The organism is Flavobacterium zhoui (assembly GCF_042787235.1).
In the GTDB taxonomy this organism is placed as follows: Bacteria; Bacteroidota; Bacteroidia; order Flavobacteriales; family Flavobacteriaceae; genus Flavobacterium; species Flavobacterium zhoui.
Window position 1 is genome coordinate 107,948 of record NZ_JBHZPY010000004.1, and the last position, 23,955, is coordinate 131,902.

Below are 23,955 nucleotides of genomic sequence, written 5' to 3' on the forward strand. Positions count from 1 at the left end.
TTTTAATATCTAAACAGATGTACCTCAATAATCCAAATATAAAACTGCCCGAAGATCCAAACACAATCGTTTGGAAATACCTGGATTTGTCAAAATTTTTGGATTTATTGATGTCTCAAAAGTTATTCATGTCTCGTTCTGATAAATTTGAAGATCAGTACGAAGGCACTTTTAGCGAACCTACATTCGAAGAAATCAGGAAATTATCCATTGACAACCCTGACTTTTTGAACTATTATAAAAGTCATCGGGAAAAGGTGGCCATCAGCAGTTGGCACATCAATGAATATGAATCGTTTGCGATGTGGCAGATTTTCACGCAGAACAGTGAAGGATTAGCAATTCAATCTACGATTGGGAGACTACAAAACGCGCTGCAACCTGAAACAAATTTTGATCAGCATATTGGAGAAGTCAATTATATCGATTACAAAAAAGAGTACATTCCGTTTGACGATATGTTCTTCCCTTTTCTGTTTAAACGAAAAAGTTTTCAGTATGAACGTGAAGTCCGAATCATCACTGATATTGGTGAGAATAAAATCACTCTTAATGAAGGTTTAAAAATCAATGTCGACATCAGCCAATTAATCGAAAAAATTTACATTCATCCAAAATCGGAAAATTGGTACAAAAATTTAGTGATCCAACTGGTTTCTGAATTAGGATTTAATTTTGAGATTGAAAAATCCGATTTAGAAAGTGATATTTTGATTTAACTCTTTCTGCTGTAGTTTGGAAGACAAATCTGTGATTCAGAAATACATATTTGTACTAAAACCCTGCTTTCAAATATTAAACTGGCTTATAACTGACAACTTTCCAGTCTTTCTTTGACAAATCGATATAGTTGTAATGAACCACATCTTTATTATCAAATTGTCCATTTTTATTAGTATCCTCAACTGTTCTAAAATACAAGTAGTTTTTTGATTCCATCAATTTCCAATCTATCAATTCCTGAAAATCTTCAGAAACTTTAGTGAATTTTTCACCACTTATCTTACTAAGATACAATGCTTTAATATCACTTGTGTCTAATTTACCATCCTTATTGGTGTCTACATCAACCATCGTATAAACCATAATTTGGTTCTTGGTTTTATCAGAAACAGATTTTAAATAGGTAGCCGTTTGAATTAAAACTGGTTTATCCGTCAATGCTTTTATAGAATCAGAGTCTACACGCTGAAACTTTAAATTCTGCAAAAAACCAGTGATTTCATTTTCTCCGTAGTTAGATATTGTAAAACTCAAATCATTCACACTGGAAGATCCATATCTCGTTTTAATCCCTTTTTCACGAATACTTAAATCGCCAACTGGGTGAATCAAATAATCGGTTCCTTCCATCTGAATAGGTAAATCAGCAATTGCGATTAAAGTAGAATCCGTTTTCGCCATACTTTTTCCTTTATTAGAAGCATCATAAGTAACTTTTGGTTTTTCTTGATCTTCTTTGCAGCTGGCTAAAAGCAAAACAAATATTCCTAATAAAGTGATATGTAACTTTTTCATGATGGTATACTTTTTATAATAAATTCAAATGTAATCATTTTTAAAAACGGTATCGGTATTCTTTTATTGATTTGTATCAGAAAAATCGTTTCAACCATTATTAAAATTCCTTGTTTTATCTCAATTACAACTTTGCATTTAATTTTACATTAAAAACCCTGGTTGTCATATAATTTGGAATTGCGTATTGATTTTTAGAATAAACATCGCGAACCCAAGTATTCGTAATTGCATTTTGGTTATTAAAAAGATTAAAAATCTCTAAACCTATTTCTAACTCTTTGAAACTTTTCAACCAACTTCTAGTACCATTGGTACTATCATTAATAAATACTTTAGAGAACCCGACATCAGCTCTTCGGTAATCTTTTAATCTATTTTGGTACAAATATGGATCTGCGTAAGAAGGTGATCCACCAGGTAAACCAGTATTATAAACCAAATTCAAATACAATTTAACACTCGGAATATTAGGCATGAAATCTTGGAATAAAAGTCCAAATTTCAATCTTTGATCTGTAGGTCTGCCAATAAATCCTCTATCGGCGCTGTTTTCTTCTGTTTTTAAGTAGCCAAAACTCAACCAAGATTCTGTTCCGGGAACAAACTCACCATTCAACCTTACATCTAATCCCTGCGCATATGCTTTAGCATTATTAGCAGCTGCATAACGTATGCGAACATTATCAATGGTATACGTATTTACATCCGTCAGCGATTTATAATACAACTCCGAAACCAGTTTGAAAGGACGATTCCACATTTTGAAACTGTAATCATTACTCAAAACAATATGAACGGATTGTTGAGCCTTCACATCAGGCTGCACTACTCCATTGGCATCTCGCAACTCCCGATAAAATGGTGGTTGATGATATAATCCTCCAGAAAGTCGAAAAACCATATCCTTTTCCCAATCCGGTTTTATGGCAAATTGTGCTCTTGGACTGATTGTCATCTGTGACTTGCCAGCTATATTATCTCCTAAAACTTCCCAATTATGAATTCGCATTCCTGCATTATACCAAACTTCACTAGAACCTATATGCTCTTTACGGCTCCATTGCGCATAACCTGAAAATCTATTGATGGTATTAAAATTAGTGGCTCTCACATTTTGGTATGGAACTAAAGGTCCTGTATAGGAAGAGTAGGGCTGGTCATTTTTAGGCAAAATTACAATAGGAGGGTTTATAGAAAACCCCGCTGAATCGATTACTTCCCACTCTACCACTCGATCGCGTATAGATTCTCGTGTGTATTTTACGCCCCATTCCAATTGGTTTTCCTTCCAATCATAAATTCCTTTTACCTCCGTGTTTACAATTAAGGCATCTAAATCGTTTCGAGCATGATTCAATTGCGTCCCTATTCCTCTTGTAAAATCAACATTACCATAAGTTTCAGAACCAATATTAGCATCTACCTCTCCCAAACGGTATTGTGCAAAAATGTCAAAATATTCTTGTTCTAAAGTATGAAAAACGGATCCGATAAATTTTAAAGTAAAATTGTTATTTACTTTAAATGTCGACTTTACTGCTCCAAAATAAGTATCATATTTATCTTTCTCCTGCCCTTCATAATAAATCAAAAGCGCCATCGGTTTATCAAGCGTTCCAAAATTCGTTTGCCGACTTAATGGCTGATATTGGTATTTGTTCTGAGAAATATTTCCAAGAAAACTCCACTGCCATTTAACAGAAGCCTGATAATTTATGTTTGTTTGAATATCTACAAATGAAGGCGTGAAATTAGTTTGAGTATCCTGACTTTTTACCAAAAGACTATTATTTCGATATCTTACTCCAGTAATCGCTGACCATTTTTTATTTTTAGAAACAGCATCTACAGACAGGCTTCCGCCAAGAAGACTCGCTTCAAGTGTTGCTCGAAATTTTGTAGGTTTTCTATAAGTGATATCCAAGACTGAGGATAGTTTGTCTCCAAATTTAGCTTGAAAACCGCCAGCGGAAAAGTCCAGATTTTGTACCAAGTCTGTATTTGTGAAACTTAATCCTTCTTGTTGTCCGGAACGAATAAGAAAGGGACGATAGACTTCAATTTCATTTACATAAACCAAGTTCTCATCATAGTTCCCACCACGAACCGCATACTGCGTACTCAGTTCATTATTAGAATTCACTCCAGGCAAGGTTTTTAAAATATTCTCAATACCGGCATTAGCGCCAGGCATTTTCCGAATAACTTCAGGTTCAATTGTAATAATTCCTTGAATTCTTTTTTTGTTTTTGGATATTATGATAACTTCTCCCATTTGTTCCTGATACTCATTCATTACCAAGTTCATTTCATAGTCTTCATTAGGTTTTAATAAAATAGAAACGGTAGTTTTTTTCAAAGAAACATGCGTAAAAACAACTGTCACTTTTTGATTTGCAGGAACAATTAAATCAAAAAAACCATTCGCATTGGATTGTGAAGAATTACCTAGACAGACAACATTTACATTCGCAATTGGTTGATTGCTGGAGTTCAGAACAATTCCTTTAATTCGAGCATTCTGGCCCGTTGCAGTAAACCCAATACAGAAAAAAAAGAAAACAAGTATTAATCTATTCGTACTCAAATGATTTGGCTTTTATTTTTTTTGGCTTCTAAAAAAACGAGTCGCAAAGGTAGACGAATTTCCTACATTATCAATTACAACAACTTTTAAATCATTGGCACCTTCGACCACAATTCCATCGCTAAAATTATGTGTTATTTTTTTAGTTTTATTATCATATTCGAATAATATCCAGTTGCCGTTCAAATAGCCGTTATATGATTTTATACCTGATAAACTATCACTTATTGTAAGTTGAATTGTCTTTTGCTCACTTAACCACTTCCCTTCAATAGGCTTTGCAATATTAATTTTAGGAGCAACTGTATCCAAAACTAAAGCAAACTGACCTAATGTCTTTGATTTTGCTGTAAACAAACTATCCTTACGAAAAGTAGGAAGGTAGCTTATTTTTTTTCCATCAATCATACCAATAAATAGTTTGCTTCTTTGAGCCTCACTATATTTAATGTCTTCAATGGAAATGGTGAAATTACTATGAGCCGCAACAGTGTCATCGTGAAGAAATAAGGTCTCGTTTTTTACATCAAAATTTAAATTAAAATCATCATAAAAAGTCCCCGCAGGAAAGAAAACAGACATGTTGTCTTTGGCAAAATTGCTGTCTTTATTTGCTTTCACAAAATACTTTGATATAATTGGCTCTTCATCAATAATGGTCGACAATAAATCATATTGAATAGGAATTGAAACAGTCATTTTATTTCCATAAAAATCAGAAACTTCAATACGACAAACCGATGCTAAATTTGGCAGTACCGAAAATATCCCATTGGTCTCATCAGTTTTGATGATACTTAACCCATATTTATTTTTCATAAATAATTTTTGAACCCTTTGATCCATAGTTTTGTATCTTGAATAGTCGATCAGTGCGTTCACGTATCTCATTTCATCAAAAGAATAGGTGTCAAATTGATAACCGAAGTTTGGTTTTCCGTTAAAAAAGGACTGTACTTTAAAGACTCCATTTCTATTGAAAGAGACATCATCATAATCGAAAGCAGTAATACCAAAACCTATCTTCCCGTTGGAAACTACTTTTTCTGCCAAATAACTTCCGTCTTTTTGCAAAGACAAATTTAATAATAAAGGTCGCTTCGAATGATTGATAGTTGTTTTAGAATCTGACGGATATACATAAACAGCAGAAATAACAGGCTTTTTTGTATCTCGTATATTTTTATCAAAACCAAAAAACAGTGGGTTTATCACCTTCTCCGTTTTAGTATCCCGAATCTCAAAATGCAAATGCGGTCCCTCAGAAGCACCTGTGTTTCCAGAAAACCCAATTATTTGTCCTTTTTTGACAACCAATTCATCTGGCTTTAGAAACAGTTCAATCTCAAATGACTTCTCTTTATATTGGGACTTTCTAATGTATTTTTCAATGGCATCATTAGCGCTTAGCAGATGCCCATATACCGAAGTAAATCCGTTGGGATGGGTAATGTAGATTGCTTTTCCATTACCAAAAGTTGAAATTTTTATTCTGGACACATATCCATCAGCAACAGCGTGCACCTTCAATCCTTCCTTTTGCATTGTTTTTAAATCAAAACCTGCATGAAAATGATTAGGTCTTAATTCTCCAAAGTTTCCTGAAAGCTGCATCGGAATATCAAGTGGCGGACTAAAATAGTCTTTTGGATATTCTGTCTGAGCAAAAAGAGAACTGCTAAATAAAAATAAAAAAATAAAAAGTTTCATTCGAATAGATTTTTGCTAAGATAAAAAAAAACCGCTTAATACAAATTAGAAACGAAATCAATTCACAACTTACTGAATTACATATAATTGATTTTTTTAACGTAAAAAAATCAATAAAATATTGCAATAATAAAAAGGAATACTAACTTTGTAAGATTAAGTAATGAAACAGCAATATAATGAGTGTAATTGCAGAAATAATTGATACTCTTGAAAATAAGGTTGAAAAACTTTTCCTGAAAATGAAAAGTTTAGAGAAAAACAGTCAAGATTTAAAAATTGAATTAACAAAAGCTGCACAAGTCATACAAACTCAATCTCAAGAGATTGAAGCGCTAAAAACGCAGTGTGAAACACTAAAAATGGCAAACGCATTACTAGGCAGTGACGAAAATAAAAGAGATACGAAGCTTAAAATAAATTCATTAATTCGCGAAATTGATTACTGTATAGCACAACTATCAGATTAATAATAGATATGGACGAAAAGCTTAAAATTAAAATATCAATTGCAGACAGAGTCTATCCGCTAACGGTTGAATTGTCTCAGGAAGAAGGCCTTAGAAGCGCTTCAAAGAAAATTGATGTGATGATTAAGCAGTTTGAAGAAAATTATGCAGTTCGTGATAAACAAGACGTATTAGCCATGTGTGCTTTACAATTTGCATCACAATCAGAACAAAAACAAATTGATAATGCTATTGATGGTGAAGCAACCATTGAAAGAATAAAAAAAATCAACGCGCTTTTAGATCAATATCTCGACAATTAAACGTTCTTTACAAAAGACTAAGATACTGCCTACATTAGTTCACATTTGGTAAACTCAACACTAACAATTTAGAATGAGCAAATCATCGTTACTATAACAAGCCAATTCAGTTTGGAAGTTTGAACAACGAGTTAGCTCAAAACTTGTCATTCCGAGTTTATTCAATCTCACTAATGTAGGCTTTTTTATATATAAATTTTAACAAACATGGACATAGTAACGATCATCATTTCAGGAATTATAGGTATTGTAGGGGGTTTTGGTATAGCCAAAGTAATTGAAAAAAGCAATATTTCTAATTTGATTAAAAATGCTAAAAAAGAAGCTGCATCAATTTTAAAAGACGCTAATCTTGAAGCTGAAAACATAAAAAAAGATAAAATACTTCAAGCAAAAGAAAAATTTATCGAATTGAAATCAGAGCATGAGCAAGTAATCCTTTCTCGTGATAAAAAAGTAGCAGAAATAGAAAAAAGAATCAGAGATAAAGAATCTCAAATTTCTAATGAATTATCAAAAGCTAAAAAGGTTAATGATGATTTTGAATCAAAAACGTTAGAATACAATACTAAAATTGAAGTTTTAGACAAAAGACAAACTGAAGTTGACAAATTACATAAAAGTCAATTACAACAACTGGAAGCTATCTCCGGATTATCTGCCGAAGATGCTAAAAATCAATTGGTTGAAGGTTTAAAAGCCGAAGCTAAAAGCAAAGCAATGTCGCATATTCAAGATACTATTGAAGAAGCGAAATTGACAGCACAACAAGAAGCGAAGAAAATCATTATCAATACAATTCAAAGAGTTGGAACTGAAGAAGCAGTAGAAAACTGCGTATCGGTATTCAACATTGAATCTGATGATGTTAAAGGTAGAATTATTGGTCGTGAAGGTAGAAATATTAGAGCGCTAGAAGCAGCAACTGGAGTTGAAATCATTGTAGATGACACACCAGAAGCTATCATACTGTCTTGTTTTGATCCAGTACGTAGAGAAATAGCTCGTTTGGCTTTACACAAATTGGTAACTGACGGAAGAATTCACCCTGCCCGAATTGAAGAAGTTGTTGCTAAAACCGCTAAACAAATTGACGATGAAATTATAGAAGTTGGTAAACGCACCGTTATTGATCTGGGAATTCATGGATTGCATCCGGAATTAATTAAAGTAGTTGGGCGTATGAAATACCGTTCTTCGTACGGACAAAATTTATTGCAACACTCCCGTGAAGTTTCTAAACTTTGTGGAATCATGGCAGCTGAATTAGGTCTGAATGTAAAATTGGCCAAAAGAGCCGGTTTATTGCACGATATTGGTAAAGTTCCAGATGCTGAAAGTGATTTACCTCACGCTTTGTTAGGAATGCAATGGGCTGAAAAATATGGTGAGAAAGAAGAAGTTTGTAATGCAATTGGTGCTCACCACGATGAGATAGAAATGAAATCATTATTATCTCCTATTATTCAGGTTTGTGATGCTATTTCCGGAGCTAGACCGGGTGCAAGAAGACAAGTATTAGATTCTTACATCCAACGTTTAAAAGATCTGGAAGAAGTAGCTTACGGATTCAGCGGTGTAAAAAATGCTTACGCTATTCAAGCTGGTAGAGAACTTCGTGTTATCGTAGAAAGCGAAAAAGTTTCAGATGATAATGCTGCTACTTTATCTTTTGAGATATCACAAAAAATACAAACAGAAATGACTTATCCAGGTCAAGTTAAAGTAACTGTAATTAGAGAGACAAGAGCTGTCAATATTGCAAAATAGTCCTTCTCTAATTCTCAATAGATAATGCAAAAAGACTTATTGATTCAAAATCGATAAGTCTTTTTTTTATGGAATCTTTAATCTAAACAGTATTTACTAACTCTTTCTAGGATGAAAAGTATTAATTACTTCTCTCAAAAACTTTCTGTCAAGATGCACGTAAATCTCAGTAGTGGTTATTGACTCATGTCCCAGCATTAATTGAATAGAACGCAAGTCAGCACCATTTTCCAGAAGATGCGTCGCAAAAGAATGCCGCAATGTATGTGGGCTTATATTTTTATGCAAATCAATTTTTATTGCTAAACTTTTAATAATGGTAAAAATCATAGCTCGAGTCAATTGTTTACCCCTTCTATTCAAAAATAAAGTATCTTCAAATCCCTTTTGAATACTTAACAGAGTTCTATTATTGTTTTTATAAATTTGAATGTACTTCTGAGTCAAATCCCCAATAGGTACGAAACGCTGCTTATTTCCTTTTCCTGTAATTTTTATAAATCCTTCATCAAAAAATAAATCAGAAATTTTAAGAGCTGTCAATTCCGAAACTCGAAGTCCACAACCATAAAGCGTTTCCAGTATAGCTCTATTGCGTTCTCCCTCGTTCGATGTTAAGTCAATTGCTGCAATTAGTGCGTCAATTTCAGCAGTTGTTAAGGTATCCGGTAGTTTTCTACCTGTTTTAGGTGTTTCAATCAATTCAAGAGGATTAGTTGCACGGTAATCTTCAAATATCAAATAGCTAAAAAAACTCTTTAAACCAGAAATGATTCTGGCTTGCGAACGGGGATTAACTTGTTTTGAAACACTATAAATGAATTGCTGCAAAGTCTCCTCTCCTATTTGTATGGGAGAAACAGCAATTTCATTTTCAATAAGAAAAAGTCGTAGTCTATCAATATCGAAAGAGTAATTTTCGATCGTATTCTTTGACAAACCTCGTTCGATTTTCAAATAAGATTGATAGCTTTTGATGTATGAATTCCAATCCATGTTTACAAAGTAAAGATTTTTTTAGACATAAAAAAACCTCCTAAATTAGAGGTTTTAAAATAATTTACAAAAGAAGTTATTTGCCCCATTTGCCACCACCAATATAAAACCCTAGGTGTATCCCCAAATATGTGTTTGAAACCGTTCCTCGATTATTCCCATTCATGTCATGTAAAGTCGATTTCGGAACTAAGTTGTATTCCATTCCCATTCTAAATTTACCCCACTCAAAACCACCTCTGACTAACCCGCCAAAATTACTTGTGGCATCTAATGTTACGTTATTTGAACTATTAATATCATCAAACTGAACATTTCCTACTGTATAAAATCCTGTACCTCCGCCAATATAAGGAACAAAAGTTTTTCCTGATTTGTTAAAGTAATAATCATAAGTAGCAACGTAAGAACTATTAGCCGAAACTTTTGCACTTGTGCTAGTGCCAGAATCATTGATATCTCTAACTATTCCTGCAGCACCAATCCGCAAACCCACATTCATATTGTCTTTAATATTATATTTTGGTTCAATAGAAAATAACACACCAGCTCCACCTTGTGCTGGAACAAATCCAAAATCTAAACCAACTCTGGCTCCTCCTTCTTTTTGCGAATAACCAATTGTAAATACTAAGAATGCCGTAACTGCTAAAATTACTTTTTTCATTTTTTTTATTTAAAATATTTAAGACAAATCTAATTAATTGTTAATTATAAAAATTACTATTTATACTACAAAAAAAAAAAATCCATTTTAAAAAAGTTCCATTCATAAAAAACCTCCCGCTGTAACGGAAGGTTTATGGATATGTTTATTAGAACGTTAGAATTTGTACCCTAACGAAATTTGAAAAACAGAATTTTTTGACTCTGCTTCCCCAGGAAATAAATCTTTTTGTATTCGTGTTAAGCCTAAATTATAGCGCGCTCCAAGCATAAATTTTTCCGCAAAATAATAGCCGGCGCCAAAACCCAAACTTACATCAGTCGATTTTAACTGATCTTTAATATCCTCAGAAACGCCGCCAGATTTTGCTTTGGCAGACACCAGAAAACCAATTTGAGGCCCAAATTCAAGACTAAAGGTATTAGCCACGTAATATTTAGCCATGACTGGAATATTGATATAGTCCAATTTCAAATCGCCATTGTCACCACCAGACTCCAATTTTACCCCTTGTGCGGAATAAAGTAACTCTGGCTGAATTGCAAAATTATCGCTTATCATAAATTCGCTAAAAAAACCTACATGAAAACCTATTAAAGATTTTGAATTTACACCATCTTGGTCAGTGTTAGTAACGGAGGAAATATTCAAACCACCCTTCACTCCAAACGACATATCTTCCTTGTCTTGAGCATTCACAAAACCCACTGTGAGAACTGATACTAATAATAAAGTAATTTTTTTCATGATTAATTATTTAAAATTTATAACAACAAAGTTAAAAAAACCAACCTTTGAATTATAATTAATCAATTAAACTCGTTGATTATCAATATATTACAGTTGTACGCATGCAAAAAAAGAAATAAGTAAGATTTATTTTTCATTTTTTGGCATGAAAAATGCAACTGCACAACAAGTAACCCTACTTTTTGAGGTAGATAACTAGCAATAAATTAAGAAAAATACTGCTTTTAAATTTTGCCATATAAGCTTATTTTTGTTTTTAAAATATCCCTGACTATTATTTTGTTTACTAATTGTAGGCAATAATTGTCAAAATTGAGAGTTTTAAGTTTAAATAATTAATACAAATTAAATACCATTTTATGAAAAAGACAATCTTCGTTACCGTTTTACTTGTTGCTATATCGATGAATATGCAAGCACAATTAGTTAAATTTGGAGTTAAAGCTGGAGTAAATTATGCCAATCAGAATGGATCTGACATCACAGTAAACGGCCGTAATTATCAAACAGATGCCATTACAAGTTACCATGCGGGTTTAATTGCCGAAATAAAACTTGTAGATAGTTTCGCGATCCAACCTGAGTTACTTTATTCTACCCAAGGAGCAACTTACAAAAATGCAACTGAAGAATTTAGAAACGAATTAGGCTATTTATCTATTCCTGTCTTAGCAAAAATTAATTTGAACAAATTCGTCAGCCTTGAGCTAGGACCACAAGCATCATTTTTATTGAGCGAAAGAAACAATTTTGATGTTAAGGATGCAAATACTTTTGATTTTGCAGTTGTTGGAGGTCTAGGACTAAATATTACAAAGAGTCTATTTATTCAAGGTCGTTATGGCTTAGGATTAACTGATGCCTCGAAAGATGCACAAGTTAAAAACTCTGTTGTTCAAGTTTCAGCAGGTTTTAAGTTCTAAGAAAATTAAAATAAAAATTTATTTTTTAAAACCGTTCCATAAATTGGAACGGTTTTTTTATTTTTACAAAAAGAACCACAATGAAAATTAGTATTATTAATGGGCCTAATCTAAATCTTTTAGGAAAACGTGAGCCCGAAGTATATGGAAATCTAACTTTTGAAGAATATTTCACAACTTTGCAAATTAAATTTCCTGCAATAGAATTCAGCTATTATCAAAGCAATATAGAAGGGGAATTAATCGATAAAATTCAGGAATATGGTTTTTCTTATGATGGAATTATATTAAATGCCGGGGCTTATACGCATACTTCTATAGGAATTGGTGACGCTGTAAAAGCCATAACTACACCCGTGGTTGAAGTGCATATTTCGAATACTTTTTCTCGTGAAAGCTTCAGGCATCAATCCTACATTACAGGTAATGCAAAAGGAGTAATTCTTGGATTTGGTTTAAAAAGTTATGAATTAGCAATACAATCTTTTCTTTAGTTTAATATCAAAATCATGTAACATTACCTACAATTAAGCGTCTTATAAAAAACTCAATTATGAAGAATGCTTACTTGTTTCTATTACTAGTGTTATCTTTTTATTCCAATGCCCAAATCAAAGGGACCATCACTGACGAAAAAGGAAAGCCATTACCTTTAGTAAGTGTCTTTGAAGAAAATACCTATAATGGCACTACTTCTAATGAACAAGGAAACTATCAGCTGAATATAAAATCAGTTGGAAAGAACAAAATAGTTTTTCAATTATTGGGATTTAAAACAAAAAAAATAGCAATTCCAACAGAAAAGTCCCCTTTTACTTTGGATGTAAAAATGCTAGAGGAAAGCTATTCCCTCAACGAGGTTATAATCAACAAAAAAAATAATCCTGCCATAGCAATTATAAAAAGTGCAATTGCATCCAAAAAAGAAAATTCAGAAAAAACAGCGCGATACACAGCCGATTTTTATTCCAGAGGATTATTCAAGATTAAGGATTTACCCAAGAAAATAATGGGAATGAAGGTTGATATAGGCGATGACATGGCTACGAATCTTGATTCAACCGGAAGTGGTATTTTATATTTATCGGAAACCGTTTCAAAAATAACTTTTGAAAAGCCCAACAATTTAAAAGAGAGGATTGTTGCTTCCAGAATTTCAGGAAATAACAAAGGGTATAGTTATAATACAGCAAAATCATCTACATATGATTTTTATAATAATACTTTAGAGTTTGGAATCAACATGATTTCACCCATTGCCGATAATGCTTTCAATTATTATAAATTCAAACTTGAAGGCACTTTTTTTAATGAAAACAATCTGCAAATCAACAAAATAAAAGTCACTCCAAACCGTGATAAGGAGCCCGTTTTTGAAGGATATATTTATATTGTCGATGACAGTTTTGCAATTTACGCCATAGACCTTGACATAAAAGGATACCGAATGAAAAATGAATTTACGGATGTAATGACTTTAAACCAAAACTTCAGTTACAATTCCAAAAACAAAATATGGTCAAAAAACTCTCAAAGTCTGGCCTTTAATGCCGGAGCATTTGGAGTAAAGTTTTCCGGAAAATTCAATTATGTGTATACCAATTATGAATTCCCTCTTTCTTTCGAAAAGAAAACCTTTGGGAATGAGATTTTGAGTTTCGAGACAAATGCCAATAAAAAAGAGGATGCCTTTTGGAATACCATCCGGCCAATTCCTTTGACAATAGAAGAAAGTAGTGATTATATAAAGAAAGACAGCCTTCAAACCATCAGAAAATCCCAAAAATATATGGATTCAATTGATGCAAAAGAAAACAAGTTCAAAATATTGAAGTTATTGACCGGTTACACTTATAAGAATAGTACTAAAAAACACAGTTTTAGTTACGAGGGATTATTAAACCTTGTTTCACTAAGTTTCAATACCGTGCAAGGTTATAATTTTGATTCGGGATTTAAATATACGAACTGGAAAAATCAGGAAAATAAAGGTATATATACTTCTCTAAGTATAAAACCTAATTACGGTTTCGCTGAAGATCGTTTGCGTGTCACTGGACAATTTACACACCGGTTCAATAATCAGAATTATGCTACTTTATATGTAACAGGAGGAAGTTCCGTAAAGCAGTTTAATCCGAATGAACTCATCAGTAAAGTTATAAACACGATAAGTACATTGGCATTCAAGAATAATTTCATGAAGCTGTATAACCTGGAATCGGCGGCAATTGGCTACAGCCAGGATATTGCAAATGGAGTAAACCTAGGTGGAAAGATAGAATACCAGCAACGCAAACCATTGTTTAACAATACCAATTTTTCATATTTCAACAAGAACGATTTATACACCTCGAATAACCCTTTGGCACCGACTGATTTCACCACTCCGGCTTTTGAAAAACACCATTTAACAAAATTAAATTTGCTTGCAAAAATCAATTTTGGAAACAAATACTCCTCCCGTCCAGACGGAAAATTCAATATTAGAAATAATAAATATCCAACTCTTTATTTAGGGTATGAAAAAGCATTTTCGGCTAATGAAAAGAAATACGAATTTGACCATTTCAACACAAGATTAGCGTATGATTTAACACTGGGAAATAAAGGAGTTATAGGCTTTAATCTAAAAGCTGGAAAGTTTCTGAATGCGGATAATATTGCTTTTATGGATTACAAACATTTCAATGGCAATCAAACGCATATTGGTGAAACAGCACGTTATTTGAATGTTTTTAATTTGTTGCCTTATTACTCCAACAGTACAAATGACAGTTATTTTGAAGCGCATATGGAGCACAATGATAAAGGATATATTATGAATAAAATCCCTCTGTTAAACAAATTAAAATCTACTATGGTTTTAGGGCTAAATACCCTTGCCATACCCAATTCAAAACCGTACTCAGAAGCCTCTATTGGTCTTGATAATCTTGGTTTTGGCAAATTCAAACTTTTTAGAGTTGATTATGTTCGCTCCTACCAAAACGGCTATAAAGGTTATGGTGTTGTTTTTGGTTTAAAAGTCTTAAATGTTCTGGAATAAATTTTCAGGATATTTTATAAATAAAAAACGGAGCAGATTTTTAAATCCGCTCCGTTTTTTTATATTATTAAGCCCTGCACAAAGGCCTTTTTATATGAAGTTAATGGTATTCGTTAGGCTCCACATGAATCAAAATATGACCCAATTCCGGCAATTTTTCCTCCAAGGTGTCTTTTAATTTATGAGCTAAATCATGTCCTTCTTTTACAGTAATATTTGCGTTTACGATTGCATGCAAGTCTACATGGTATTTCATACCCGCCTTTCTGATGAAGCATTTTTCAGTATCTATAATTCCATCGACTTGATGAGATACTTCTCTTATACTTTCTATCAAGTCATCATAAACATGCTCGTCCATAATTTCTCCCAATGCAGGTCTAAATATCAAATAGCTGTTAAATAAAATAAATCCTGACGCAAAAAGTGCCGCCCAATCATCAGCTGATTCATATCCTTTTCCTAAAATCAGCGCAGTTGAAATTCCGATGAATGCAGCTACAGAAGTTATAGCATCGCTTCTGTGATGCCACGCATCAGCTTTTAAAGAGGAACTATTGGTCTCTATACTTCTTTTCATTACTATTCGAAATGAATATTCTTTCCAAATAATTATTGCGCCAAGAACATAAAGGGTCCAGGATTTAGGCAAATCATGTGGTGTTCTAATATTACTGATACTTTCATAAGCAATAATTGTGGCGGAAGTAATCAAAAATCCTACGACCAAAAAAGTAATTAACGGTTCCGCTCGACCATGTCCATAGGGATGATTTTTGTCTGCCGGTCTATTAGAATATTTTATTCCGAACAACACTAAAAATGAGCCGAAAATATCAGTCGTAGATTCAATAGCATCCGCTATCAAAGCATAAGAATTTCCAAAAAAACCTGCTAAACCTTTAATAATGGCCAAACTTATATTCCCAATGATACTAAAATAAGTAGCTTTTATTGCTGTTTGTTCGTTTGTCATAATTACATTTAATTAAAAAATAAAATCGTTTAAATAAACCCACTTGAATATCTCTATTCAAAATCTACAGGTTTACTTAAACGATCTTTTGCACTGATTCTATTTTTATGCGCGAATAATATGAGCTCCAATGGCTCTCAATCGTTCGTCAATACGTTCGTATCCTCTATCTATTTGTTCAATATTCTGAATAGTACTCGTTCCTTTCGCGGAGAGGGCTGCAATCAATAATGAAATTCCAGCACGAATATCTGGTGAAGACATTGTCGTAGCTTTCAACTGTGATTTAAAATCGTGTCCCATAACAACTGCTCTATGCGGATCACACAACATAATTTTTGCTCCCATGTCAATCAACTTGTCAACAAAAAATAATCTGCTTTCAAACATTTTTTGATGAATCAAAACATCTCCTCTTGCTTGCGTGGCTACCACTAAAACAATACTCAATAAATCGGGAGTAAATCCGGGCCAAGGAGCATCTGCGATGGTAAGAATAGAACCATCAATATCTGTTTTGACCTCATATCCATCAAGGTGAGCCGGAATATAAATGTCATCGCCTCTTTTTTCTAAAGTGATTCCTAATTTTCTAAAAGTATTTGGAATAACACCAAGATTTTCCCAGCTTACATTTTTGATGGTAATTTCGCTTCTCGTCATGGCTGCTAATCCAATCCACGACCCGATTTCGATCATATCAGGAAGAATTCTATGTTCACAACCTCCAAGACTTTCCACTCCTTCAATAGTCAATAAATTAGAGCCAACACCTGTAATATTTGCGCCCATAGAGTTCAACATCTTACAAAGTTGTTGCAAATAAGGCTCGCATGCTGCATTATATATTGTGGTTCTTCCTTTTGCTAAAACAGCAGCCATCACGATATTTGCCGTTCCTGTTACTGAGGCTTCATCAAGCAGCATATCTGCTCCGGTTAATCCATCTGTAGCTTCAACACCATAAAAATGATCTTCTCTATTGTAACGGAATTTTGCTCCTAAATTAATAAAACCTTCAAAATGCGTATCTAATCTTCTACGACCTATTTTATCTCCTCCTGGTTTCGGAATGTATCCACGGCCAAAACGAGCTAATAACGGTCCAACAATCATTATAGATCCACGTAGTGATCCGCCTTCTTTCTTAAAAGCTTCTGTTTCTAAATACTGTACGTTCACTTCATCTGCTTGAAAAGTATAAGATCCTGCTCCAGTTTTCTGAATTTTCACGCCTAGATTTCCTAAAAGAGTGATTAGTTTATTGATATCAATAATATCAGGAATATTATTAATTATAACTTTTTCCGGAGTTAAAAGAACAGCACATAAAATTTGTAATGCTTCATTTTTGGCTCCCTGTGGCGTAATTTCTCCTTTTAATGGAATACCACCTTCTATTTTGAAAATTCCCATATTCTTTTTTTAAGTTTCTGAGGAACTGAAGCAATAACCTCTAAGGTTTTAGCTAGTTTTTTTAGTCTTAGCACCTCAGGAAATTAGCGCCTTAGCACTCTATTATTTTGGATTATTTTTTTGAAATGGTTTTGGTTTTCCTGTTTTTAAATTCTTGTTACTTAGAATTTTTGGCTGCCCTACTGGTAAAATTTTATTAGACACTCGTTTATTGGTTCGTAATAAATCGGTGGTATTCAATAGTTCCTCTGTACTTTGAAGTAAATTCAATTTCCCATCGGATAGTTCGTACAGATGTTCAAAAATAACATCATCCTTTACTGTGTCTTTATTCCAACTCAAATAGGATTTTTTCATGTGATTTGCAATAACTTTTACTAATGCATTTTTCATTTCGCCTTCCTCCCATTTATTGGCTACATCAATCATGTACTTTATATTGTTACCGTAATATCTGTATTTTGGAAAATTTTGAGGATATTGTAATACATCTGGTTTCAGTTGCAAAACTTCACGTGAAGGAATTGGATACGGGGAATCAGCAACCAATTTAAAATCAGACATAATAAAAATCTGATCCCATAACTTGTGTTGGAAATCTGGAACATCACGCAAATGAGGATTCAAGCTACCCATAACCTGAATGATGTATTTTGCCGCTTTGTTGCGCTCCACATCATCTTCAATTATAGTTGCCTGATCAATTAGCTTTTGCAAATGACGTCCGTATTCCGGAATAATCAAATGGGACCGCTCCGCATTATATTCCAAATGGTGAACAACATCGTTCGAGTTTTCTTTTATATATTTTGAATTCATATTCGAATGTATGTATTTTTGATTTTGTATGCTACTATTCCAGAAGATTTATAATCATCCGAGTGCACCATCCAGAATTCATTTCTTATTTAAAGGGAGACAATACCTTTTATTGTAGAAACCTCTAGGTATTTATCTACTATTTCTTGCGCATCTTTCACAGTGACATCAACAGATATACTGGTGAATTTTCCAGTCTTGGACTTAGTTGTTTTTATAACTGCACCCATACAATCAAAGGCCAATTCAACGCGTTCAACGTTATCACATTCAGTAGGCACAATAAATTTAAATAAGTACAATGCTGGCCATGTATTACTCATATCCAACTCCACTTTTAATCTGTCGTAAAATTCTTCGGTCTCTTTGTCCATTTTCTTTTAAAAAATAAAGGCAAATATACGGTTTCAAAAGTAAATTATGAATATTGAAATATGATTTTTTGTCTATTCTTATTTTAACGGCAATCATTTTTTTAAATCCCGATAAGTTTAAGTAAATTTGCGCCTTATTTTTTAAAAGTGCAGAAAGAAATCATAGTTATCATTGGCGGTCCTGGAACAGGGAAAAGTACTATCATAGACGGATTGATAGCTAACGGATATTGTTGTTACCCAGAAATTTCTCGGGAAGTAACCTTGGAAGCCAAAAAACAAGGAATCGAACAATTATTCCTAGAAAAACCGCTATTATTCAGCGAATTACTTCTTGAAGGAAGAAAAAAGCAATTTCAAGATGCTTCCCAAGAACCTCACGATATTGTATTTATAGATAGGGGAATTCCTGATGTTTTGGCCTATATGCATTATATTGGGGATAGTTATCCTGACTTTTTTGATACTGCCTGTCGCGAACATACGTACACAAAAATCTTCATTCTACCACCTTGGGAAGACATATACATTAGCGATGGTGAACGTTATGAAAACTTCGAACAAGCCAAAATCATCTATATGCATCTTGCCGAAACCTACCAAAATTACGGCTACGATCTCATAGAAGTACCTAAAGACACCTTAGATAACAGAATTCTTTTTATCTTAGATGAAATTTCTAAATAATTTGAGAATTACAAATTGGGATTTACGATTTTTTCATCTAGTATAACTTAAAATCTGATCCCGAAGTCTCGGGACTGTAATCTATGCAAGAAGCAGTAGCTATTCTTCGAAAATATTGGAAACATGATAAATTTAGGTCACTGCAAAACGAAATTATTAATTCTGTTTTAAGCGGTCAAGATACTTTTGCATTGATGCCAACCGGTGGCGGAAAATCAGTATGTTTTCAGATTCCGGCGATGATGAACGAAGGCATTTGTTTGGTGATTTCACCTTTGGTCGCTTTGATGAAAGACCAAGTCGCTAATTTACAAAAGCGTGATATAAAAGCGATTGCTCTAACGGGTGGCATCCGATCCGAGGAAATGATTGACCTGTTAGACAACTGTCAATTCGGAAATTATAAATTCCTTTATTTATCACCAGAACGACTTCAATCCGATTGGATATTGGAAAGAATAAAAAATCTTCCCATAAACTTAATTACCATAGACGAAGCACATTGCGTTTCGCAATGGGGGCATGATTTCCGGCCAGCCTATTTAAAAATTTCTTCGTTAAAAAAACATTTTCCAAAAACACCTTTCTTAGCTTTGACCGCATCAGCGACACCGAAAGTACAGGTCGATATCATCAACGAATTAGGATTGCATGACCCGCAAATTTTTGAAAAATCATTTGCACGGGCAAATATCGCCTATATGGTATTTGAAGTGGAAGATAAACTTTTCAGAATTGAACAAATACTGAAGAAAAATCCGCAACCTTCAATCATTTATGTACGAAACAGAAAATCGTGCTTGGACGTTTGCTCACAACTCCAGTCTTTAGGGTTCAAAGCAACGTATTATCATGGAGGACTTTCGTCCAAAGAAAAAGACAAGAACATGCAATTATGGATGAATGAAGAAGTTCAGGTCATTATTGCCACAAATGCATTTGGAATGGGAATTGACAAAGCCAATGTAAAAACGGTAATTCACATTCAGTTACCGGAGAATTTGGAAAATTATTACCAAGAAGCTGGACGTGCGGGAAGAAATGGCGAAAAAGCATATGCTGTTTTATTAACGAGTCCTTCGGATATACTTCAAACCGAAAGTCAATTTATAAACATACTCCCTGACAAAAAATTTCTGAATCAAATGTATGTGAAGCTTTGCAATTATTTCCAAATCGCTTACGGAGAAGGGATCAACGAACAATTTACTTTTAATTTGAATCATTTTTGTATAAAATATGGTTTTCCTATCTTGAAAACATACAATGCCATGCAATTTCTGGACAGACAAGGAATACTTACTCTATCTCAGGAATTTTCTGAAAAAATCACAATGCGATTTTTAATTCCTTCAAAAGAAGTAATTCGCTATATGAGTTTGAATTCTAATGACGAGGAAATTATTTTAGCAATCTTACGAACGTATCCAGGAATATACGAAATGCAAACTGCTTTTAATTTAGAACTGATTGCGAAAAAATCCAACCATGCCGCTAATGAAATACAAGCTGTTCTAAAAAAATTAAAAGAAAAAGATATTATTGAATACCATTCGAAAAACAATGATGCAACTTTAATTTTCAACGAAGTTCGGGAAGATGAAAGAACCATAAGCAGAGTTTCTAAATATTTAGAAAATCAAAACCAATTAAAAAAAGACCAACTCAAAGCTGTGGTTGATTATATCAATGCGAAAAAAGTTTGCAAAAGCAAATTGATTTTGAATTATTTTGGCGAAAAAGTCAATACTGATTGTGGTATTTGTTCCCACTGCATCACAAAGAAACAACGAAAACCTAATATCATTTTACTTTCAAAAGCAATCATCACTTTACTAGAGACCGAAGATTTAAATTCAAGAGAAATTCAAAATAGGACTAAAAATAGTCCCGACGAAGTTATCTTTGTATTGCAACATTTACTGGATAACAGTGCAATACTTGTAAAACCAAACAATAAATATACTATAAGATCATAATGGAAAAATTACGAATTATTTTCATGGGAACACCGGAATTTGCTGTTGGAATTCTGGATACGATAATCAAAAACAACTATGAAGTTGTGGGTGTCATTACCGCAGCGGACAAACCAGCAGGACGTGGACAAAAAATAAAATATTCTGCAGTAAAAGAATTTGCATTAGCCAATAACCTTACTTTATTACAACCTACAAATCTAAAAGACGAAACTTTTTTAGCTGAATTAAAAGCTTTGAATGCCAATTTACAAATTGTCGTTGCATTTAGAATGCTACCAAAAGTAGTTTGGGAAATGCCTTCACTAGGAACATTTAATCTTCATGCTTCCCTCCTGCCTAATTATCGTGGTGCCGCACCCATAAACTGGGCAATAATTAATGGAGAATCAAAAACTGGCGTAACAACTTTTTTTATCGATGATAAAATCGATACCGGAGCCATGATTCTAAGTTCCGAAATCGAAATTGGAGACACTGAAAATGCCGGACAATTGCACGATAGATTAGTGGACTTGGGCAGCAAGACCGTTATTGAAACTTTGAAGCTTATCGAAAAAGGAAATGTAACCACTATCATTCAAACTGAAAATTCAGCTATAAAAACGGCATACAAACTAAATAAAGAAAACTGCAAAATAGATTGGACTAAGCCAGCTTCAGAAATAAATAATTTAATCAGAGGATTGAGTCCATATCCGGCAGCTTGGTGCTTCTTTGGAGATAAAAATGAAGAGTGGAATGTAAAAATTTATGAAGCAAAAGTTCTTGCAGAAGACCACTGCTTTTCAGTTGGACAATTGATCTGCACTAAAAAAGAAATGAAAATTGCTGTCACAAATGGATTCATTCAAGTACTAAATTTACAATTTCCAGGAAAAAAAAGGATGACTGCAGCCGAATTACTGAACGGAATCTCTTTTTCTGAAAATGCAAAAGCCTACTAACGTCAGTAAAACGGGAGTTTATCGGTAATTTTAGCACGAAAAATACTGCTTTATGAACAAAAAAAATAAGTTATCAACAAAACGAGCTAAAAATAGCTAAAACACTTGCAAGGAACGTATTTCCTACTAAATTTGTGTATTAACAATTTTTTATAACCAACAATTAATAACTATTCATTATGAACAAATCAGAATTAATCGATGCTATGGCTGCTGAAGCAGGAATTACAAAAGCTGCTGCAAAATTAGCTTTAGAGTCATTTTTAGGAAATGTAGGCGGTACCTTGAAAAAAGGTGGAAGAGTATCTTTAGTAGGTTTCGGATCTTGGTCAGTTTCAGCTAGAGCTGCTAGAGACGGTAGAAATCCTCAAACAGGAAAAACTATTCAAATCGCAGCTAAAAATGTTGTGAAATTTAAAGCTGGTGCAGAATTAGAAGGAGCAGTAAACTAGTTTAAGTTTTCCAATATAATAAAACCTTCCTATGGAGGGTTTTTTTATGCAGTTTAACGAGTTTATTTGGTATTTTAATGAATTTTTTCTTAAATTTAATTACTTAAAAAGACAATGTCATGATCTCAGAAAAATTAAGAAAAGGTCATCTACTTATAGCAGAGCCTTCTATAGTTGGCGATCTATCATTTAATAGATCCGTAATCTTATTAGCAGATCATAATAAAGAGGGATCTGTTGGTTTTATTATAAATAAACCATTGAAATATACTATTAATGATTTGATTCCGGAAATCTTTGCCCGATTCAAAATTTACAATGGCGGTCCGGTAGAACAGGATAATCTTTATTTCATACACAATATTCCTAATTTGATTCCAAACAGTATTGAGATATCAAATGGAATCTATTGGGGAGGTGATTTTGAGTCTACCAAACAACTAATTAACGATGGAAAAATTAATAAAGACAACATTCGTTTTTTCCTGGGTTACACCGGTTGGGATGAAAATCAATTAGAAAATGAAATGCTAGAAAATTCATGGATTATAACCGAAAATAATTACGAAAATAAAATCATCGGAAAATCTACAACGCATTTCTGGCAGGAGCAAATAAAAGAATTAGGAGGAGAATACCTCATATGGTCAAATGCCCCTGAAAACCCTTATTTAAATTAGTTTACTCTTATCATTTCATTCAGCATTTGCACCAATTGATTTGCTACATTGGTAGTAAATGTTTTCTTGCGGTATTTAGTTATAGGCTGTATCCCTTTAATAACATTTGTTATAAATAATTCATCCGCTTTCTGAAGGTCGAATGGAGAAATGGCCTCTTCAACTACTTCTAAGTGATCATTTTTTTTTGCCAATACCAAGATTTGTTTTCTCATCACACCATTCAAACAACCCTCTGAAACTGGTGGGGTAATCAATCTATTTCCCAACAGCATAAAAATATTTCCCTGCAAAACTTCAACCACATTTTTACTGTCATTCAATAAAATGCAATTATCTAAGCCATTTTCATTTGCGTAAATACTTCCTGTTATATTTATTATTTTATTTGTTGTTTTTATAGAAGAGAGCAGCTGTTTGGTGATATAAAAATCCTTGTAAAGATCCACTTCATATTCTTTTTGTTCAATCGAATAGGAAGTGTTTTCTAGTGCTGTTGTATGAATCAAAAAGGACACCGAATTATTTTTTGGCAAATAATAACCTCCATCATTCCTATAAACTGTGATGCGGGCTCGGGACGAGGCAGACAAAGCATTGTTTTTTACCAATAACAGAATTTGCTCTTCGAAATATTCCATAGTAAAATTCATGGGTATTTCCATTCGAATCACCCGCATAGAAGACATTAATCTAAAATAATGATCTTCTAAAAACAGAATTCTATTGTTTATTATTTTAACCGTTTCAAAAACAGCATCACCATATAAAAAAGCGCGGTTTTGTGTCAATATATTAGCGTCCTGCGACACTATAGTTCCATTAAAATTAATCATAAAAAAGCCCTAAATTTTGTTTAGGGCAAATATAAGTTATAAAA

At 33.2% G+C, this 23,955-nt stretch carries 23 protein-coding genes; 12 read left to right on the forward strand and 11 right to left on the reverse strand.

Annotated elements, in window-relative coordinates:
* Nucleotides 1–17: 17 nt before the first annotated feature.
* Nucleotides 18–719, forward strand: coding sequence for a hypothetical protein (locus ACFX5F_RS06525; protein ID WP_379851068.1), 702 nt, complete (start codon nt 18–20; stop codon nt 717–719).
* Between the two features lie 76 nt (nt 720–795).
* Here the strand turns inward: ACFX5F_RS06525 and ACFX5F_RS06530 are convergent, their stop codons facing one another.
* The 3 genes from ACFX5F_RS06530 to ACFX5F_RS06540 all read right to left on the reverse strand — a co-directional run bounded on the left by ACFX5F_RS06530 (nt 796) and on the right by ACFX5F_RS06540 (nt 5,818).
* Nucleotides 796–1,518, reverse strand: coding sequence for a hypothetical protein (locus ACFX5F_RS06530; protein ID WP_379851069.1), 723 nt, complete (start codon nt 1,516–1,518; stop codon nt 796–798).
* Between the two features lie 124 nt (nt 1,519–1,642).
* Entirely contained in the window at nt 1,643–4,108 is a 2,466-nt protein-coding gene (locus ACFX5F_RS06535; RefSeq protein ID WP_379851071.1) for a TonB-dependent receptor, read from the reverse strand.
* Between the two features lie 12 nt (nt 4,109–4,120).
* Entirely contained in the window at nt 4,121–5,818 is a 1,698-nt protein-coding gene (locus tag ACFX5F_RS06540) for a M23 family metallopeptidase (RefSeq protein WP_379851073.1), read from the reverse strand.
* A 179-nt stretch (nt 5,819–5,997) separates the two neighbouring features.
* On the opposite strand from ACFX5F_RS06540, the gene ACFX5F_RS06545 reads away from it, so the two are divergent.
* From ACFX5F_RS06545 to rny, 3 genes are all read left to right on the forward strand, one after another.
* Nucleotides 5,998–6,288: a hypothetical protein gene (locus ACFX5F_RS06545; protein ID WP_379851075.1), complete on the forward strand. Its 291-nt coding sequence runs from the start codon at nt 5,998–6,000 to the stop codon at nt 6,286–6,288.
* An 8-nt stretch (nt 6,289–6,296) separates the two neighbouring features.
* A complete protein-coding gene (locus ACFX5F_RS06550) occupies nt 6,297–6,590 on the forward strand; it encodes a cell division protein ZapA (protein ID WP_379851077.1) in 294 nt (97 codons plus the stop codon).
* Between the two features lie 207 nt (nt 6,591–6,797).
* On the forward strand, nt 6,798–8,360 hold the full coding sequence (gene rny, locus ACFX5F_RS06555; protein ID WP_379851079.1) for a ribonuclease Y: 1,563 nt from the start codon (nt 6,798–6,800) through the stop codon (nt 8,358–8,360).
* A gap of 96 nt (nt 8,361–8,456) precedes the next feature.
* Here rny and xerA read toward each other — a convergent pair whose 3' ends face one another.
* The 3 genes from xerA to ACFX5F_RS06570 all read right to left on the reverse strand — a co-directional run bounded on the left by xerA (nt 8,457) and on the right by ACFX5F_RS06570 (nt 10,770).
* Nucleotides 8,457–9,356 carry a site-specific tyrosine recombinase/integron integrase gene (gene xerA, locus ACFX5F_RS06560; RefSeq protein WP_379851081.1) on the reverse strand — a complete coding sequence of 300 codons (900 nt, stop codon included), beginning with the start codon at nt 9,354–9,356 and terminating at the stop codon, nt 8,457–8,459.
* A 76-nt stretch (nt 9,357–9,432) separates the two neighbouring features.
* Complete coding sequence (locus ACFX5F_RS06565; protein WP_379851083.1) at nt 9,433–10,023, reverse strand: hypothetical protein; 591 nt, start codon at nt 10,021–10,023, stop codon at nt 9,433–9,435.
* Nucleotides 10,024–10,179: 156 nt separating this feature from the next.
* Entirely contained in the window at nt 10,180–10,770 is a 591-nt protein-coding gene (locus ACFX5F_RS06570; protein ID WP_379851085.1) for a porin family protein, read from the reverse strand.
* A gap of 362 nt (nt 10,771–11,132) precedes the next feature.
* Here ACFX5F_RS06570 and ACFX5F_RS06575 point away from each other — a divergent pair, with 362 nt between their 5' ends.
* From ACFX5F_RS06575 to ACFX5F_RS06585, 3 genes are all read left to right on the forward strand, one after another.
* The gene (locus tag ACFX5F_RS06575) at nt 11,133–11,696 is read left to right on the forward strand and encodes a porin family protein (protein WP_379851087.1); all 564 of its coding nucleotides are present in this window, start codon (nt 11,133–11,135) and stop codon (nt 11,694–11,696) included.
* Between the two features lie 80 nt (nt 11,697–11,776).
* Entirely contained in the window at nt 11,777–12,190 is a 414-nt protein-coding gene (locus ACFX5F_RS06580) for a type II 3-dehydroquinate dehydratase (protein WP_379851089.1), read from the forward strand.
* A gap of 59 nt (nt 12,191–12,249) precedes the next feature.
* On the forward strand, nt 12,250–14,745 hold the full coding sequence (locus tag ACFX5F_RS06585) for a DUF5686 and carboxypeptidase regulatory-like domain-containing protein (protein ID WP_379851091.1): 2,496 nt from the start codon (nt 12,250–12,252) through the stop codon (nt 14,743–14,745).
* Between the two features lie 100 nt (nt 14,746–14,845).
* Here ACFX5F_RS06585 and ACFX5F_RS06590 read toward each other — a convergent pair whose 3' ends face one another.
* From ACFX5F_RS06590 to ACFX5F_RS06605, 4 genes are all read right to left on the reverse strand, one after another.
* Nucleotides 14,846–15,721 (reverse strand): cation diffusion facilitator family transporter, encoded by an 876-nt coding sequence (locus ACFX5F_RS06590; protein WP_379851093.1) that lies wholly within the window; start codon nt 15,719–15,721, stop codon nt 14,846–14,848.
* A 105-nt stretch (nt 15,722–15,826) separates the two neighbouring features.
* Complete coding sequence (gene murA, locus ACFX5F_RS06595; RefSeq protein WP_379851095.1) at nt 15,827–17,137, reverse strand: UDP-N-acetylglucosamine 1-carboxyvinyltransferase; 1,311 nt, start codon at nt 17,135–17,137, stop codon at nt 15,827–15,829.
* Between the two features lie 102 nt (nt 17,138–17,239).
* Entirely contained in the window at nt 17,240–17,956 is a 717-nt protein-coding gene (locus ACFX5F_RS06600) for a DUF4290 domain-containing protein (protein WP_379851097.1), read from the reverse strand.
* 89 nt (nt 17,957–18,045) lie between these two features.
* Nucleotides 18,046–18,330, reverse strand: coding sequence for a DUF493 family protein (locus ACFX5F_RS06605; protein ID WP_379851099.1), 285 nt, complete (start codon nt 18,328–18,330; stop codon nt 18,046–18,048).
* Nucleotides 18,331–18,477: 147 nt separating this feature from the next.
* On the opposite strand from ACFX5F_RS06605, the gene ACFX5F_RS06610 reads away from it, so the two are divergent.
* From ACFX5F_RS06610 to ACFX5F_RS06630, 5 genes are all read left to right on the forward strand, one after another.
* Nucleotides 18,478–19,017, forward strand: a complete 540-nt coding sequence (locus tag ACFX5F_RS06610) for an AAA family ATPase (RefSeq protein WP_379851101.1) — start codon at nt 18,478–18,480, stop codon at nt 19,015–19,017.
* A gap of 83 nt (nt 19,018–19,100) precedes the next feature.
* Nucleotides 19,101–20,996: a RecQ family ATP-dependent DNA helicase gene (locus ACFX5F_RS06615; RefSeq protein ID WP_379851103.1), complete on the forward strand. Its 1,896-nt coding sequence runs from the start codon at nt 19,101–19,103 to the stop codon at nt 20,994–20,996.
* Complete coding sequence (fmt, locus tag ACFX5F_RS06620) at nt 20,996–21,943, forward strand: methionyl-tRNA formyltransferase (protein WP_379851105.1); 948 nt, start codon at nt 20,996–20,998, stop codon at nt 21,941–21,943. The genes ACFX5F_RS06615 and fmt overlap by 1 nt, the downstream gene beginning before the upstream one ends.
* A 179-nt stretch (nt 21,944–22,122) precedes the next feature.
* Complete coding sequence (locus ACFX5F_RS06625; protein ID WP_073210174.1) at nt 22,123–22,395, forward strand: HU family DNA-binding protein; 273 nt, start codon at nt 22,123–22,125, stop codon at nt 22,393–22,395.
* Nucleotides 22,396–22,514: 119 nt separating this feature from the next.
* Nucleotides 22,515–23,075: a YqgE/AlgH family protein gene (locus ACFX5F_RS06630; RefSeq protein WP_379851107.1), complete on the forward strand. Its 561-nt coding sequence runs from the start codon at nt 22,515–22,517 to the stop codon at nt 23,073–23,075.
* Here the strand turns inward: ACFX5F_RS06630 and ACFX5F_RS06635 are convergent.
* A complete protein-coding gene (locus ACFX5F_RS06635) occupies nt 23,072–23,911 on the reverse strand; it encodes an aminotransferase class IV (RefSeq protein WP_379851109.1) in 840 nt (279 codons plus the stop codon). The genes ACFX5F_RS06630 and ACFX5F_RS06635 overlap by 4 nt on opposite strands.
* Nucleotides 23,912–23,955 lie beyond the last annotated feature (44 nt).